The sequence below is a fragment of the Silicimonas algicola genome (assembly GCF_003148765.1).
GTDB classification, from domain to species: Bacteria; Pseudomonadota; Alphaproteobacteria; order Rhodobacterales; family Rhodobacteraceae; genus Silicimonas; species Silicimonas algicola.
Map to the genome: position 1 here is coordinate 564,976 of NZ_QGGV01000002.1, position 15,723 is coordinate 580,698.

General features: G+C 67.1%; 18 protein-coding genes. 4 read left to right on the forward strand and 14 right to left on the reverse strand.

Annotation, left to right across the window (positions count from 1 at the left end; genetic code table 11):
- Positions 1-45: 45 nt before the first annotated feature.
- Both C8D95_RS07140 and C8D95_RS07145 read left to right on the forward strand, forming a co-directional pair.
- Positions 46-1,563, forward strand: coding sequence for a leucyl aminopeptidase (locus tag C8D95_RS07140; RefSeq protein WP_109758462.1), 1,518 nt, complete (start codon positions 46-48; stop codon positions 1,561-1,563).
- On the forward strand, positions 1,563-2,018 hold the full coding sequence (locus C8D95_RS07145; protein WP_109758463.1) for a DNA polymerase III subunit chi: 456 nt from the start codon (positions 1,563-1,565) through the stop codon (positions 2,016-2,018). Before C8D95_RS07140 ends, C8D95_RS07145 begins: the two co-directional genes overlap by 1 nt.
- On the opposite strand, the gene C8D95_RS07150 is transcribed toward C8D95_RS07145, so the two are convergent.
- From C8D95_RS07150 to guaA, 13 genes are all read right to left on the reverse strand, one after another.
- Positions 2,015-2,596, reverse strand: coding sequence for a retropepsin-like aspartic protease family protein (locus C8D95_RS07150; RefSeq protein ID WP_109758464.1), 582 nt, complete (start codon positions 2,594-2,596; stop codon positions 2,015-2,017). The genes C8D95_RS07145 and C8D95_RS07150 overlap by 4 nt on opposite strands.
- Before the next feature lie 38 nt (positions 2,597-2,634).
- The gene (locus tag C8D95_RS22730; RefSeq protein WP_277601020.1) at positions 2,635-2,760 is read right to left on the reverse strand and encodes a hypothetical protein; all 126 of its coding nucleotides are present in this window, start codon (positions 2,758-2,760) and stop codon (positions 2,635-2,637) included.
- 84 nt (positions 2,761-2,844) lie between these two features.
- Positions 2,845-3,462, reverse strand: a complete 618-nt coding sequence (locus tag C8D95_RS07155) for a TetR/AcrR family transcriptional regulator (RefSeq protein WP_109758465.1) — start codon at positions 3,460-3,462, stop codon at positions 2,845-2,847.
- Entirely contained in the window at positions 3,455-4,321 is an 867-nt protein-coding gene (gene ppk2 / locus C8D95_RS07160; protein ID WP_109758466.1) for a polyphosphate kinase 2, read from the reverse strand. Before ppk2 ends, C8D95_RS07155 begins: the two co-directional genes overlap by 8 nt.
- A gap of 42 nt (positions 4,322-4,363) precedes the next feature.
- Entirely contained in the window at positions 4,364-5,326 is a 963-nt protein-coding gene (locus C8D95_RS07165; protein WP_109758467.1) for an alpha/beta fold hydrolase, read from the reverse strand.
- A 20-nt stretch (positions 5,327-5,346) separates the two neighbouring features.
- On the reverse strand, positions 5,347-6,285 hold the full coding sequence (gene metA / locus C8D95_RS07170) for a homoserine O-acetyltransferase MetA (protein WP_109758468.1): 939 nt from the start codon (positions 6,283-6,285) through the stop codon (positions 5,347-5,349).
- Between the two features lie 112 nt (positions 6,286-6,397).
- Positions 6,398-7,255: an ATPase gene (locus C8D95_RS07175; RefSeq protein ID WP_109758469.1), complete on the reverse strand. Its 858-nt coding sequence runs from the start codon at positions 7,253-7,255 to the stop codon at positions 6,398-6,400.
- A gap of 69 nt (positions 7,256-7,324) precedes the next feature.
- The gene (locus C8D95_RS07180; RefSeq protein WP_109758470.1) at positions 7,325-8,239 is read right to left on the reverse strand and encodes a DMT family transporter; all 915 of its coding nucleotides are present in this window, start codon (positions 8,237-8,239) and stop codon (positions 7,325-7,327) included.
- Positions 8,240-8,342: 103 nt separating this feature from the next.
- A complete protein-coding gene (locus C8D95_RS07185) occupies positions 8,343-9,443 on the reverse strand; it encodes an OmpP1/FadL family transporter (protein ID WP_109758471.1) in 1,101 nt (366 codons plus the stop codon).
- Positions 9,444-9,558: 115 nt separating this feature from the next.
- A complete protein-coding gene (locus C8D95_RS07190; protein WP_109758472.1) occupies positions 9,559-10,425 on the reverse strand; it encodes a DMT family transporter in 867 nt (288 codons plus the stop codon).
- Positions 10,422-11,051 carry a YdcF family protein gene (locus C8D95_RS07195; protein ID WP_164721671.1) on the reverse strand — a complete coding sequence of 210 codons (630 nt, stop codon included), beginning with the start codon at positions 11,049-11,051 and terminating at the stop codon, positions 10,422-10,424. The genes C8D95_RS07190 and C8D95_RS07195 overlap by 4 nt, the downstream gene beginning before the upstream one ends.
- 73 nt (positions 11,052-11,124) lie before the next feature.
- Positions 11,125-11,400, reverse strand: coding sequence for a putative quinol monooxygenase (locus C8D95_RS07200; RefSeq protein ID WP_109758474.1), 276 nt, complete (start codon positions 11,398-11,400; stop codon positions 11,125-11,127).
- 10 nt (positions 11,401-11,410) lie between these two features.
- Positions 11,411-12,991: a glutamine-hydrolyzing GMP synthase gene (guaA, locus tag C8D95_RS07205; RefSeq protein WP_109758475.1), complete on the reverse strand. Its 1,581-nt coding sequence runs from the start codon at positions 12,989-12,991 to the stop codon at positions 11,411-11,413.
- 173 nt (positions 12,992-13,164) lie between these two features.
- On the opposite strand from guaA, the gene C8D95_RS07210 reads away from it, so the two are divergent.
- Both C8D95_RS07210 and C8D95_RS07215 read left to right on the forward strand, forming a co-directional pair.
- Positions 13,165-13,650 (forward strand): YciE/YciF ferroxidase family protein, encoded by a 486-nt coding sequence (locus C8D95_RS07210; protein ID WP_109758476.1) that lies wholly within the window; start codon positions 13,165-13,167, stop codon positions 13,648-13,650.
- 153 nt (positions 13,651-13,803) lie between these two features.
- The gene (locus C8D95_RS07215) at positions 13,804-15,348 is read left to right on the forward strand and encodes a trimethylamine methyltransferase family protein (protein ID WP_109758477.1); all 1,545 of its coding nucleotides are present in this window, start codon (positions 13,804-13,806) and stop codon (positions 15,346-15,348) included.
- A gap of 4 nt (positions 15,349-15,352) precedes the next feature.
- Here the strand turns inward: C8D95_RS07215 and C8D95_RS07220 are convergent, their stop codons facing one another.
- Positions 15,353-15,649 (reverse strand): DUF6477 family protein, encoded by a 297-nt coding sequence (locus C8D95_RS07220; protein WP_164721670.1) that lies wholly within the window; start codon positions 15,647-15,649, stop codon positions 15,353-15,355.
- Between the last annotated feature and the right edge of the window lie 74 nt (positions 15,650-15,723).

Here is a 15,723-nt window from a genome sequence, read left to right on the forward strand (position 1 = left end):
AAAAGGGCGTCTAGCAATGGGGCTCCACCCCAGTCCGAGGATTCCATGACCGACCTGCCGCAGCTCGATTTCACCGACGCCGACCTCGACCGCATCGCGGACACCGAAGGGCGCATCGTCGTTTTCGTCCCCGAGGACGGGACGCTCGACAAGTTCGGGCGGCGGATCGACAAGCTGACGCGCGGCGCTCTGAAGCGCTTCGCCGAGAGCGAGGCTTTCGGCAAGATGAAGGACGGCAGCGCGCATCTCATGTCCTGGCCTTCCGGCCTCGCTGCCGAAGCGGTGCAGGTGATCCGGCTCGACCGCAAGACAAAGGGCGAGGCCGCGCGGAAGGCAGGCGCCGCCATTGGCGCGGCTCTCGGTCCCAAGGGCGCGCTCGTCCTTGGCGGCGGGCTTCGTGGTCTGGACGACGTCGTCCTCGCGGCGCTTTTGCGGTGCTACGCCTTCGACGCCTACCTGTCGAAGAAGGCTGACGCGCACGGAACTCTGACGGTCATGGGCGCTTCCGAGGCTGCACAGGACAGCGCGCGCGCTCAGGCCGCGCTGGCCGAGGGCGTCTATTTCACACGGGATCTCGTCAACGAACCCTCGAACATCCTGACCACCACAGAATTCGCCGAGAGGCTGAAGGGCCTGGCGAAGCTCGGCGTGAAGGTCGAAGTGCTGGAGGAGGCGGATCTCGACAAGCTCGGGATGCGGACGCTTTTGGCCGTGGGGCAGGGGTCCGAAAGTCCTTCGAAGGTCGTCGTGATGACGTGGAGCGGCGGCGGCGACGAAAAGCCCCTCGCCCTTGTCGGCAAGGGCGTCGTCTTCGACTCGGGCGGCATCTCGATCAAGCCCGCTGTCGGCATGGAGGACATGACGATGGACATGGGCGGCGCAGGCACCGTCGCCGGCGTCATGCGGGCGCTGGCGCTGCGCAAGGCCCGCGCTAACGTGGTGGCCATCGTGGGCCTCGTCGAGAACATGCCCGACGGCAAGGCACAGCGGCCGGGCGACGTGGTCGTCTCGATGAAGGGCGACACGGTCGAGGTCGTGAACACCGACGCCGAGGGCCGCCTCGTTCTCTGCGACATCATGTGGTACGTGCAGGACCGTTTCGAACCCACCGCGATGATCGACCTCGCCACGCTGACGGGTGCTGTCATCATCGCGCTCGGGCACGAGATGGCGGGCGTCTATTCCAACGACGACGCGCTGGCGAAAGCCTTCCTCAACGCAGCCGAAGCCGAGGGCGAGGGCGCCTGGCGGATGCCTTTGGGCAAAGGCTACGACGAGCAGATCAAGAGCCGCGTGGCCGACATGAAAAACACCGGCGGCCGGCCGGCGGGTTCGATCACGGCCGCGCAGTTCCTCGCCCGCTTCGTCAAGGACGGCACTCCCTGGATCCACCTCGATATCGCGGGTGTGGCGAGCCTCAAGACATCGACGACGCTCGCGCCCAAGGGCGCCACCGGCTGGGGCGTCCTGGCGCTCGACCGGCTCGTCCGCGACCGCTACGAGCCGAAGCCGGAACCGCAGCCCGAGCCCGCCCCCGAGGAGACCGACGGCGCGGAGGAGTGATGGGGCAGGCTTATTTCTATCACCTGACCGAGCGCCCGCTGGAATCGACCCTCCCGGTCCTGCTGGCGAAGGCGCTCGAGCAGGGCTGGCGGGTCGAGGTCCGGGGCCGCGAGCGCGAGGCGATGGATAGGCTCGACCGACAGCTTTGGGCGGTCGAGGGCTTTCTGCCCCACGGGCTCGATGGCGGGCCGCATGACGCCGACCAGCCCGTTCTCCTGACGGTGGCGCCAGCGTCCGACCGTCGATCCTGCGTGATGAGCGTCGGCGGCGCGGACGTCGCGCCGGACGAGGTGAAGGGGGCCGAGAGGGTCTGCATCCTCTTTGAAGGTGCCGACGCCGCCGCCGTCCAGACGGCACGCGCCCAGTGGCGCACCCTGACCGAGGCGGGCGTTGCGGCATACTATTGGGCCGAGGACAGCGGACGCTGGATCAAGAAGGCCGAAAGCGGCACCTAGGGTTCGAGGATCAACGCGCCGTTAGCGATCTCGATGCGCCCGAAGCGGCGCAGAAAGCTCATCCCCATCAGGCTGTCCGACATCTCGCCGCCGTTGACCGAGACGCGCACCCGGTCGAAGGACAAGGGTCCGATGGCGATCTCATCGAGCACGGCAGAGGCGGTGCTGACCACCCCGTTCGCGGTGCGCGCCGAGCCCACGAAGGCAAGATTCTCGACTGCCAGGCCCGCGCGTCGCGCGTCTTCCAGCGTCAGGACCATGTCCGACGCGCCGGTATCGACGAGAAAGCGGATCGGCGTTCCGTTCACCTCCGCCGTCAGGTGGTAATGGCCGGAGGGCCCCTGCGGCACCGCGATCCGCGCGCCGTCCTCGAGGACCGCCTGCCGCGGCGCGATCTCCTGCCGGACATCCTGCCACAAGCCGTAACCCGCGATGGCGCCCACGAAGATCAGCACCCAGGCCAGCGCCATCCGCAGCGTGCTGCCCAGGTTCTGGCGGTTCTCGGCCAGAAGCCAGCCGATCACGGCCGCGCCGAGAATGACGAGGTAGAGAAGCCTTGGAAAATCGAAGTCGTCCATACGGCTCAGATATGCACGCCCGTCGCGCCCCGAAAGGGTCAGCGACGCGGCGTTTCCGACCGCACGGGGACGTGCACCCGCTTCGGCCGGGCCTTGGCCGCAAGCGCGAGGCCAAGAGCCAGAAGGCCGCCGAGGAGGCCGAGGGGGAGGAAACTGTCAGTCATCTGATCGTCCTTTCCGTCATCGGTGAAGCTGTCGCGAGAACCGGGCCGAATTGCGGCGAAGTCCCGCAGCGCTTTTGCATGGCGTCACGTATCCTTCTCGATCAACCCGAGACCTCTCAGATAGATACCGATCCCGGTTTCGAGAAGATCCTCGGGCGGAAACGGCGACCTTGTCCCGGGCGAACCGCGCGCGAACAGTTCGACCACCCCGTGGGACATAGCCCAGATATGCGCCGAGAACATCTGCGGCGGCGGTCTTCTTTCAACAGGGATCTGTTCGGCCAGTGTCCGGGCGGCGCGCTCGAGCACGCCATGCGCGCGGGCCGCGACCTCGGCGAGCTCGGGCGTCCGGTTCACGGGAATGCCCGACTCGAACATCGCGACGTAGTGCCCCGGATACCGCCGCGCGAAGGCCAGATAGGCGCGCCCCGTCGCCTCGAACGCGGCCAGCGAGGACGGCTGGCCCGTCTCGTAGGCATAGTCCATCAGGTCGGCGAAGATCTCGAACCCCTGTCGCGCGGCCTCGGCGATCAGGTCCTCGCGGCCCTCGAAGTGGCGGTAGACGGCCGCAGGCGTGACACCCGCCTGCTTCGCCGCCTCGGACAGAGTGAAGCCCGTCGGGCCCTTCTCCTCGATCAGTTCGAGCGCGGCATCGACCAGCGCCTGCCGGAGGTTGCCGTGGTGGTAGCCCTGCTTAGGCATTCCAGATGTCCGGCCCACCCGCAATCTTCGGGTCGGGCACCTCGATCCGGCCCTTCCCGGCATAGTCGATGTCGCGCAGCACGGTTCGGATCGCGGCGAGGCGTGCGCGTTCCTTGTCGTCGGACCGCACCACGGTCCAGGGGGCATAATCGCTGTGCGTCCGCTCCAGCGTTTCGCGGATCGCATCGGAATAGGCGTCCCACTTCTTCAATCCCTCGACGTCGATCCAGGACACCTTCCACTGCTTCAGGGGATCGGCCTCGCGTTGCAGGAACCGCTTGAGCTGCTCGGCCCGTCCGACATTCAGCCAGAGCTTGACGAGGTGAATGCCCTCGTCGACCAGCATCCGTTCGAAATCAGGGACTTGCGCGAAGAACTTCTCGCGCTCTTTTGGCGTGCAGAAACCGAAGACATGCTCGACGACGCCGCGGTTGTACCACGAGCGGTCGAAGATCACGATCTCGCCCGCCGTCGGCATCTCCTCGATGTAACGCTGGAAGTACCATTGGCCGGCTTCCGTCTCGGTCGGCTTCGACAGGGCCACGATGCGCACGACGCGTGGGTTCATGTTCTCCCGGAACCGCTTGATCGTGCCGCCTTTTCCGGCAGCGTCCCGGCCCTCGAAGACGACGACCATGCGCTTGCCCGTCTCCTTCACATCGGCCTGGAGCCGGACGAGTTCGAGCTGGAGCGCCTCCATCTCCCTGTCGTAGTCTTTGCTCTTGATCTCTTCGTCGTAGGGATAGTCGTCCGAGAGGATGTCGTCCTTGTCCGCGGTCTCGATCGCCTCGCGGACCTCGGCGGGCGCCTCCTCGCGGAAATAGCGGGAGATCTCGCCGTCGAAAGGGAGGGTGGTCATGTGATGCGCTTTCACTTTTCGCCACCTTAGCAGGCGGTCGGGTCAGCGCAATCCGACGCGGGCGGCCACCCGGTCGATGGCTTGCACCACGGCGTCGGGGTCCGTGTGATGCGGCGCGTGCCCCTCGCCGTCGAGGAGGGTGAGGCTGACATCCGGCAGGATCCGCGACAGCGGGATCGCATGGACATCGGCGGGGACGGTGTCGTCTTCTACCCCGTGGACCAGCTCGACCGGCACCTCGATGCGGCCGTAATCGGCGCTTTGCTCGACGATCTGGGGCCTCAACTCCCGCACCTGCCGCGCGCTGGCGCTGAAGTGCCCGGTGCGCGTCGCCAGCGACACGCCCGCGCCCTGGACATAGCCGGAGGGTGTCGGACGGGGCGCGAAGATGCCCGCGACCGAGGCGTCCAGACGGTCCGGACCCCACAAGGCCGAGACGAGAGGCGCACCAAGCGCGCCACCCAGGGGCGACCCGAAAAAGCGGTAATAGAGCCTGAGCGGTCCCGGCCACGGCATGGCCACGCCGGAGACGATGACAAGTCCCGAGACGTCACGCTCGAGAGCCCAGGCCATCGCGACCGCTCCGCCGTAGGAATGGCCGAGGACGATCGGCCGGTCGGCGCCAAGCTGCGCGACCGCGTCGGCAAGCTGCCGCGCCTGCTCGCGGGGCGTGGCGGCGCGACCGCCGAAGGCGCTGATTGGGAGGAGGGGTTCGCTGTAGCCCAGTCCCGGGCGGTCGACGGCGAATACGCGGTAGCGGTCGGTCAGCCGGTCCATGAAACGGAAGGTGAAATCGCGCGAATTCCCGCCCGCGCCGTGGATCAGGACAAGGTCCGGCCCCTTGCCCTTGACGACGACATGCACGTCGCGCCCGTTCACCGTCACGAAGCTCCCCTGCGGGGGGAACCGCGCCTCGCTCCGTGCCTCGTTCAGGTCGGCCTTCCGGTCGATCCACAGCCCGAAGCCGATGAGGACGGCGAGGGCGACAAGGCCGGTCGTCAGCACCCTCCCGACCCTCCGCCCGCTCAGCGCCGCAGGTCTGTCGAGGAGCGCCCGATGAGCCGCGTGTCGAAGGGCGTCGTCAGGTAGATCTCGTTGATCCAGTTGCCGTAGAGCAGATGCGCATGGCTGCGCCAGCGGTTCAGCGGCGGCTGCGAGGGGTCGTCGCCGGGATAGTAGTTGTCGGGCACGTTGATCGGCGTGCCGTTCGCCACGTCGCGGTCGTACTCCTCCTTCAGCGTGCCGGAGTCGTATTCGAGGTGGTTGATGATGTAGGTCGCCCGGTGCGCCGGATCGTCGACGAGGCAGGGGCCCGTGACCTCGGAGGTCAGAAGCGTCGTCAGCCCGGGAGCCGCGTCGATGTCCTCCTGCCGCATCTCGGTCCAGCGGGACACGGGCATCACGAAATCGTCCGAGAAGCCGCGCAGAAGCGGATGCGTCGCCGCCAGGTTGCGGTGCCGGAAGCAGCCGAAGGCCTTGTGCGGCAGCATGTGCTTCTCGACCCCGTGGAAATGCCAGGCCATCGCCATGCCGCCCCAGCAGACGCCGAAGGTCGAATGCACGTTGGTCTGGGTCCAGTCCATCACCTCGGTCAGCTCGTCCCAGTAGGTGACCTGCTCGAAGGGCAGGTGTTCGATCGGCGCGCCCGTGATGACGAGGCCGTCGAAGGTCTCGTGCTTCACCTCCTGGAACGGGCGATAGAAGGCCTCCATGTGCTCGGCCGCCGTGTTCTTTGTCTCGTGCTCGGACATGCGGATGAGGCGGAAATCGATCTGCAGAGGCGTCGCGCCGATCAGCCGGGCGAACTGGTTCTCGGTCTGGATCTTCTTCGGCATCAGGTTCAGAAGACCGATCTTCAGCGGCCGGATGTCCTGATGCTGCGCCAGCTCCTCGTCCATCACCATGACGCCTTCGCGCGAAAGCACGTCGTAGGCGGGCAGGGTCGAGGGCAGCTTGATAGGCATCTGGGGTCTCCGGTCCGGAGGATAGCGATACCCGGAAGGGGCAGAGGCCTCAAGCCTCTGGCCGATCCGCGCCCGTCGGGCGTGGTTTGCGTATTTCCGGCAAGATGAAGCGTCAGGCCGGAAAGGCGCGGGCGACGAGGTCGACGAAGTCGGCTTCGGTCTCGATCCGCGCCACATCGTCGGCCTTGAGTGTCAGGCCCCAATTGTCTGCGATGGCGCGATAGCGTGGCTGGCGGTGCGCCAGCGCGCGGGCGTAGGTCCAGCGCACGAAGGCGTCGGGGTCGACGGCCTCGAGCGCGAGGCCGGTCTCGGCGAGATAGGCCGCCCAGGCCGCGTCGAGGAACTCGCGCTGGTAGCACATCGGCTTCGGCGCCCGGTCGAAACGGCGGACAAGCTCCTGCGTGTGGGCGTCCGAGCCTTCGATCCAGATCATCAGGAGCGTGTCAGACAGCGCGGACAGGACCGGGTCGGCGGGATCGGAGGGATCGACGATCTCGCAGACAGAGCCGGACGTGTCGCAGACGAAATGGTCGTAGCCGTAAAGCTCGCCCGCCCTGCGGATGAAATGCGCGGTGTCGAGCATCGCCGCCGTCTCGGCCGCGCGGTGCTGGTCCTGACGGCGGAGGTATTCCTCCCACGGCAGACCGCCCTTCGCGGGATCGCCGGGCTTGCCGAGGTAGGTCGAAAGGGGGGCGAGGTTGTCGAAGGTGATGTTCGAGCCGATGTGGACCGAGTCCGTCATCAGAAGCTCGCGTAGAAGCGGGACCTTCATCGCCTCTCGCTTGAAGTTGTCGGCGATGTGCTCGCCCATGTAGCGGGTGCCGATGCGGTAATCGACCGAGTAGTGGAACCAGTTGCCCGCGTCGCGCAGCATCGACGAGACATGCGTCTTGCCCAGGCCCGACATGCCGAAGAGCATGACGCGCTTTTCGCGCGTCGTCCGCCAGGCCTCGCCGCTGTCGTAGATCATTCCCGCCGACCTGTGTGAACGTCCCGTGTGACCGGCCCGAGGGTTACGGCGCGGGCCGGGGCCGGTCAATCAGGCGCGGCGGGATTTTGTCAGGGCGTGGCCGGCCCGCCCGTCGAGGACGGCGAGACCGAGGGCGATCAGCGCGAAGCCCGCGAAGGCGCGCGGCTCCAGCGCCTCGTCCCTGACCGCCGCGCCGAGGAGGATCGCCACGGGCGGGATCATCAGGGTGACGAGCATCAGCGTGCCCGCGCCGGCTGCGGCAAGGATACGGTAGTAGAGGAGATAGGCCAGTGCCGTCGCGGCAAGGGAAACATAGGCGACGGCGATCCAGGTCTCGGGGCGCAAGTCGAGGGGCAGGGGACCATCGACCATCCAGGCGAGCGGCAGAAGGATCAGCGCCCCGCCCGTCAGCATCCCTGCCGCGCTGAAGAGGGGCGACAATCCCGAGAGTTGGGCCCGTGCCCAGCTTCCGGCGAGGGCATAGCTTACCGTCGCACCGATCACCGCGAGTTGCGCCAGTGACCGCGGGTCGAAGGCGGAAAGTGCTGCGGGACCAATGGCCGTCACCACGCCCCCGAAACCGATAAGGACGCCCGCAAGCCGCGCCGGTGTCAGCCGTTCGTCCGCAAACACCGCCGCCGCGACGAGGACGCCCCAAAGCGCCGTTGCGGCATTCAGGATCGCGGTCAGGCCGGTCTCGATATAGAGCTGGCCCCAGGCGAGAAGGGTGAAGGGAATGGCGTTGTTGAGGCAGCCCATGACCAGAAGCGCGCCCCAGACGCGCGCGTCGCGCGGCAGGGGCAGGCGGCGCGCCAGCACCACCGCCCAAAGCGCAAGGGCGCCCCACAGCACCCGGTGCGCCACGACGGAAGGTACCCCGATTTCGTCGAGCGCCACGCGCACCGAAAGGAACGAGCCGCCCCAGATCAGGGCGAGGAGGGAGAGCCTGCCCCAGGTCGCGGCGGTGATGTCGGTCTGTGCCATGCGCCGCGATCTATCGCGCGGCAGACAAGCAGGCGACCCGGAACCTGCGAAATGAAGACGGCCCCCGCGAGGAGGGCCGTCCGATGATCGCGCCGCGACCCGATCAGAAGGTGTAGCCGACCTTCAGGCCCGCGCCCCAGGCAGTGTTGTCGTCGAAGATGCCGCCGACCGCACCGCCCACGTTGGTGCGCGCGTCACCGACGTCGACGTAGCTGACGCCGCCAGTTAGCTTCATGTTGCCGCGCGTGTAGGTGGCGCCGAGCGTCGCGCCGAGCTGGCCGTCCGTTGGCCCGAGGTTGCCCGTCAGGCTGCCTGTGTGGTCCTCGTAGCTGACCGAGGCCGCGACCGACCAGACGTCGCTGAGGCGGCGTCCGACACCAAGCGTGAATGTCGTCCGGTCGTCGGCATAGCTGACCAGCGGCGCACCGACGAGAGCGCCGGTATAGATCGCGGGCGCGATGGCGAATTCGGTCCAGTCGACCCACTTGACCGAGCCGAAGACCAGCGTGTCCTCGGCAACGCCCGACTGGAACTCGAGGTGCAGCGACTGCGGCGCCGTGATCTCGGTCGTCGACGGACCGGAGCCGGCCAGCGAGGTCTCCTCGGTGTCGAGCGAATGCTCGATCTCGGAGTTGTAGGTCAGCGAGACGCGCAGGGCCAACTCGGGCTTTTCATAGGCGACGCCGGCGAGCCAACCGAAGGCCAGGTCGCGGTCGCCCACCACGGAGTAGTCGGCAACGAAGGGTACGGTCGCCTCGGCCGACAGGGTCTGGCCGCGCACGCCCGCATAGAGGCTGACGTTCGACGGCATGTTGTACTGGATGATCCCGGTCAGCGCGTTGGTGTCGAGCGTCGCCGTGGAGCCTTGCGCGAAATAGCCGGTTCCGGTCGGGTAGGCCACGTCGGCGCCGTAGGGCTGGTTGAAGATCACCGCATAGGACCATGTGTCGTTCAGGTCCGCCTTGTAGGCCGCGCCGAACGAGAAGTAGCTCTCGGTCATGTCGCCCGAGGACGCGCCCGGCGTGGGCGAGGTGGGGCTTCCGACACCCGAGACGTCAGGGCTTCCGAAGGTGCCCCCGAACTCCAGATAGCGCCCCTGCTCGAACAGCACGGCGACGGATTGGTTGTTGCGCTCGACGCCGGCCGCAAAGGCCGGGACGGCGGTGACGACGATCAGGGCCGTCGTGCTCGCAAGGTGTTTCATGATCCTCCTCCCGGTCTTCATTGAAACCTCGGGTTGATATTCGGAAGGATAGTAGGCCGCGGTCAATTCTTGACGATGCGTCAGCCTAAGGGCGTAACGCAGCGTCACGAATTCCCTACCGCCGTGTCTGCGCAAACAGGTTGAACCAGTTGCCCGTGAAGATCATCAGCGCGCCGAGAAGGACCCAGAGGTCCAGCGCCTCGCCGTAGAAGAGGGCGCCCACGATGGCGATGGCGGGCAGGCGCACGAAGTCCATCGGCGTCACCACGATGGCGGGCGCCACGGCAAGCGCGTTCGTCACGCAGGTATGCGCCAGAAGGCCGGCGCAGCCGATCAGGATGACGAGAGGCCAGGACGACGCCCGCGGCCAAGCCACGTCGCCGTCCCATCCGACCGCGACGATGCCCATGACCGCCTGCATGACGGTCAGCCAGAAGAGGACGCCGAGGATCGTCTCGCTCCGCGTCAGCATCCGCGTCGTCACGATGGACCCGGCAAAACAGATCGCCGAAGCCGCGGCGAAGGCGAGGCCAAGCGCATCTCCTCCGACGCCCGGTCGCGCGACCAGAAGCGCTCCCGCAAAGCCCAGAAGCACGGCGAGGCCGCGCGACCGCGTCAGGCTTTCGCCCGCGAAGAGGACGGCGAAGACCACGACCCAGATGGGCGAGGTGAACTCGAGCGCGAAGACCTGCGCCAGCGTGATGAGCGGCAGGGCCGAAAACCACAGGTTCTGGCCGGTGAAGTGGGCGAGGTTGCGCAGGAGGTGAAGCCGCAGGCGGTCGAAGCGCACCTCGCGCAGCTTGCCCGTCGCGGTCCCCACGGCAAGCACGATGAAGAGCCCGATGAACGACCGGTACATCATCATCTCGAAGCTGTCCAACTCGCCCGAGAGTTGCCGCCCGGCGACGGCCATCGACGAGAACGACACGACCGCGCCGCTCATCCAGGCCGCTGCCACCAGCGGCCGTGAGGAGTCGGTCATTCGAGGTACTTGATGTAGCTTTCGCGCGGCACGTTCGCCGCTTCGGACGCGCTCGCCGCCGCGGCGCGAAGGGCGTTCCAGGGCCATTTCACCGCTTCCCACAGAAGACCCTCGGTGATGGCGAAGCCGCCCTCGGGGTCTGCGGCGACGTTGCGCACGTCCTCGAAGCCCGCCCAGCGGAACGAGGCGTTCGCGCGCGGCAGGTGATAGCGGTTCGTGACGAGAAGGATGGGCCGGTCATGCGCCAGCCGTTCGATGTCTGCGGTGAAAAGCGCGTTCTGCAACGTCGAGAGCGAGGCGTCCTCGACGACCATGGCGTCCTGCGGGACACCGGCTGCCAAGGCCACCGTCTCCATCGCGCGCGCCACGGGCGGTGTGCCGCCCCCCGTCAGGACCAGAAGCGGCGCCTTGCCGGCCCCGTAGAGCTCGATGCCCTTGGCGAGCCGTGCCTCGCTTTCGGGCGAGAGGGCGGTGCCGGCCTCATCCATGCCATGACCGAGGACGACGATGGCCTGCCCCTCGGGCGTCTCGGGCGCATGGTACATCGCCACGTAGAGCCCCGTCCCGATAAGCGCCAGCCACATCGCCAGCACCGCGATCGAGAAAATCCATCGAATCAAGCCCATGTCGTCATCCCGCACTGCCCCTGACGCCATTCTGGCCGATAATGGCCGTTCGGCCCACAGGATTCCTCCGACGTCAGTCCTCGCGGATCGAGAAGTCCCGTTGAATCCCTGTCGTCGCCGTGCCCCAGACACTTCCCCGCGTGCGCGCCTGATGCGCCTCGAAGGCGGTCCGGTCGGCGAAAGCCTCCGTCACGGTCCAGACAAGAGGATCGTCGTCCTGAGCGACCTCGAACGATATACACCCCGGCTCGTCCCGCGTCAGCCGCACATGCTCGGCCAGGTGAGCCCGCACGATCCCGGCTTCGGCCTCGTCGCGGCAGATCAGCCGTCCGGTCAGGTGGAGCGTCATGGCGTCGTCCTCATTCCCACTCGATGGTCCCGGGGGGCTTCGAGGTGATGTCGTAGGTCACGCGGTTGATGCCGCCGACCTCGTTGATGATGCGCGTCGCCGTCTCGCCCAGGAAGTCGTGGCTGAAGGGATAGTAGTCCGCCGTCATGCCGTCGACGCTGGTGACCGCCCGCAGCGCGCAGGCGAAGTCATAGGTCCGGCCGTCGCCCATCACGCCCACGGTGCGGACGGGCAGGATCGCCACGAAGGCCTGCCAGATGTCGTCGTAAAGGTTGTGTCGCCGGATCTGGTCGATGAAGACGGCGTCGGCCTTCCGCAGGATGTCCAGCTTCTCCCGCGTGATCTCGCCCGGACAGCGGATCGCGAGGCCCGGGCCGGGGAAGGGGTGCCGGCCGATGAAGGACGGCGGCAGGCCCAACTCGCGCCCCAGAGCGCGGACCTCGTCCTTGAAGAGCTCGCGCAAGGGTTCGACAAGCTTCAGGCCCATCTTCTCGGGCAGGCCGCCCACGTTATGGTGCGACTTGATCGTGACCGAGGGGCCGCCCGAGAAGCTGACACTTTCGATCACGTCGGGATAGAGAGTGCCCTGGGCCAGGAATTCGGCGCCGTCGATCTCGTTCGCGTGCTTCTGGAAAACGTCGATGAAGAGCCGGCCGATGGTCTTCCGCTTCAGCTCGGGGTCGGACACGCCCTCGAGCGCGCTGAGGAACAGCTCGCTCTCGTCGGCGTGGATCAGCGGGATGTTGTAGTTGTCGCGGAACATGGTCACGACTTCGTCGGCTTCGTTCAGCCGCAGAAGCCCGTGGTCGACGAAGACGCAGGTCAATTGGTCGCCGATCGCCTCGTGGATCAGCACCGCCGCGACCGAGGAATCGACGCCGCCCGACAGCCCGCAGATCACGCGCCGGTCGCCGACCTGCTCGCGGATGATGCGGATCGCCTCGTCGCGGTAGCTGGCCATCGTCCAGTCGCCGGTGAAGCCCGCGAGGCGCACGAAATTCTCGTACAGTCGCGCGCCGCGAGGGGTGTGATGCACCTCAGGATGAAACTGCACCGCGTAGAAGTGCCGCTCCGTGTCGGCGGTCACGGCGAAGGGCGCATTGGGCGAGGTGCCATAGACCTCGAAGCCGGGCGCCAGTTGCGAGACGTGGTCACCGTGGCTCATCCAGACCTGCTCGCGGCCGGTATGGAACCAGCCCTCGAGAAGCGGCAGCGATCCTTTCGGCTCGACCCAGGCGCGGCCGAACTCAGCAGTCCCTCCGCCGCCCGAGATCTTGCCGCCTTCGACCCGACCTCCCAGGTCCTGCATCATCGCCTGCTGGCCGTAGCAGATGCCCAGGATCGGAACGCCCAGCTCGTAAACCGAGGCGGGGGGACGCGGCGAGCCCTCGCGCACCACGGAATCGGGTCCGCCCGAGAAGATGACGGCCTTCGGCGCGAAATCCGCGAGGAAGGCGTCGGTCACGTTCTGATAGGGATGGATCTCGCAATAGACGTTCAGCTCGCGCAGCCGCCGCGCGATGAGCTGCGTCACCTGGCTGCCGAAGTCGACGATGAGAAGGCGCTGATGTTCGGTCGCGTGCTGGGTCATGGGGCTGGCTTACGGCGCGTCCGCGCGCCGTGCAAGGGCAGGGTCCCCGGCAGGACGCCGCCGGGCGATGTGAGAGTGTCCGACGCCTGTGGAAAAGGCGGAACCGCCCGGCGGTCGTCGCGTTCCGACTTCATACGCACACGGCACACTCAAACACGACCGGAGGACACGACATGAAGGACCTTGACGGGCTGTTCAAGCACTTCCTGAAGGACATCTACTACGCCGAGAAGCAGGTGAAGAAGACCCTGCCCAAGATGGCGCGCAAGGCCGACAGCGCCGAGTTGAAGGAGGCCTTCGAAAGCCATCTCGAAGAGACCAACACCCAGATCGAGAACCTCGAGAAGATCTTCGAGCACCTTGGCATGAAGGCCCGCGGCGTCACCTGCGCCGCAATCGAGGGCATCCTCGAGGAAGGCAAGGAGATCATGGACGAGGCCGAAGACGGCGATACCCGTGACGCCGGCATGATCGCCGCCGCTCAGGCCGTCGAGCACTACGAGATCACGCGCTACGGCACGATGGTGTCGTGGTGCAAGACGCTCGGCCTTCCCAAGGAGGTCGGACAGCTTCTCCAGGCCAATCTCGACCAGGAATACGCCGCGGACGAGAAGCTGACCAAGCTCGCCGAAGGCACCTTGAACCGTCAGGCCGCCTGACCTGACCCACCCTTCGTCCGGAGCCGCTCCCTCCGGACGAAGCGGCCCGTCGCACAGGATGTCGTTTTCAGTCGCAGAGCGGCGGAAACATCGTCCGCGGCGGGCCGTCTCGGGCCTATGACTGGAACAGACGTCGAGATCCGGAGCCGACCCATGGACGACAACAGCCAGAAACGCCGCCGCGGTACGGGCGGGGGAGCGGCGCGCCGCGCCGAACGCACCCAGATCCGGCACGAGGCCGCGCGCTTCATCGAGCGCCGCATCCCCAACCTCGACATCCTTCACCCTGAGGCGATCGAGATCATCGAGGCCAACGCCGAAACGGTGCTGGAAGAGATCGGCGTCGTCTTCTCGGACAACCCGGAGGCGCTCGCGCGCTGGCGCGACGCCGGCGCTGACGTCCAGGACGACCGTGTGCGCCTTCCCAAGGGCCTTGCGCGGGAACTGTGCAAGACCGCACCCGCCCGCTTCACGCAGCACGCCAGAAACCCCGAACGCAACGTCGAGGTCGGCGGCCCGAACCTCGTCCTCGCCCCGGTCTACGGCCCGCCCTTCGTCCGCGATGCCGCGGGCGGACGTCGCTATGCGACCATCGCCGACTTCCGCAACTTTGTCCGCCTCGCCTACATGTCGAAATGGCTGCACCATTCGGGCGGCACGGTCTGCGAGCCGACCGACGTGCCCGTCCACGTCCGTCACCTCGACATGCTCCACGCCCACATGACGCTGTCGGACAAGCCTTTCATGGGCTCGGTCACCGAGCCGTCGCGGGCGAAGGATTCGGTCGAGATGGCCGGTGTCCTCTTCGGCGAGGATTTCGTGGCGCAGAACACGGTGATGACGTCGCTCGTCAACATCAACTCGCCGCTGACCTTCGACGGCACGATGATGGGCGCGCTCGAAACCTATGCCGCGGCGAATCAGGCCGCCATCGTGTCGCCCTTCATCGTGGGCGGCGCCATGTCGCCGGTGTCCGTCGCAGGCACGCTGACGCAGGTGCTGGCCGAGGTCATGGTCGGCGTCGGTTATTCCCAGCTTGTCCGCAAGGGCGCACCCGTAATCGCGGGCGCCTTCGTGACCTCGATCGACATGAACTCGGGCGCCCCCACCTTCGGCACGCCCGAAGCCGCGCAGATCACCTTCGGCATGGGCCAGCTTGCCCGTCGCCTGGGGCTGCCCTACCGCTCGGCGGGCGCCTTCTGCGGCTCCAAGTTGCCCGACGCGCAGGCCGCTTACGAATCCGCCAACTCGCTGAACGTCGGTCTTCTTTCAGGCGTCAACTTCATGCTTCACGCGGCCGGATGGCTGGAGGGCGGACTGGTTTCCAGCTACGAGAAATTCGTGATGGACGCCGATCAGCTCGGCATCCTCCACGGGCTCGCAGGCGGCGTCGACGTGTCCGAGAACGCTCAGGCTATGGACGCCATCCGCGAGGTCGGACCGGGCGGTCACTACCTTGGCTGCGCCCATACCCAGGCCAATTTCCAGACTGCCTTCTGGCGGACCGGCGTCTTCGACTACAAGCCGTTCGAGACCTGGGCCGAGGAAGGTGCGCGGGACACCGAGGCCCTGGCCACGGCCAAGGTCGCGCGGATGCTGTCCGAATATCAGGCACCCGCGCTGGACCAGGGCGTCGCCGAAGCGCTCGACGCCTATGTCGCGCGACGGAAGTCCGAGATCCCCGAGAGCTTCGACTAGGGTCTCAGTTCGCGGCCGGCTGGCGAAGAAGCGCCAGCCGAGCCTCCTCGATCAGCGCCACCAGCGCCTCGACATGGCGCGCGACCGAATAGGCCGCGCCGCCCTCGCGCCGCGCCAGGTCGATTTCGGCCTCGCGCTCGGCCAGCCTTTCGAACGCCAATCCCGGACCCGGAGGCATCTCTCCCGGCAACACGCGCCGCAACAGGCGGTCGCGGTTGTAATCGGCCGCGCCGTGACGGGCGGCGCGCACCAGAAGGCTGGGACGGCGGAGCGAGGAAAGCAGGCTCTGGGGATCGGTCACGGGCGGTACTCCTGTTAAGCATTCCCGACAGCTAACGCAACCCAAGCGTGTGTTGCTTAATGCCACGCATCAGC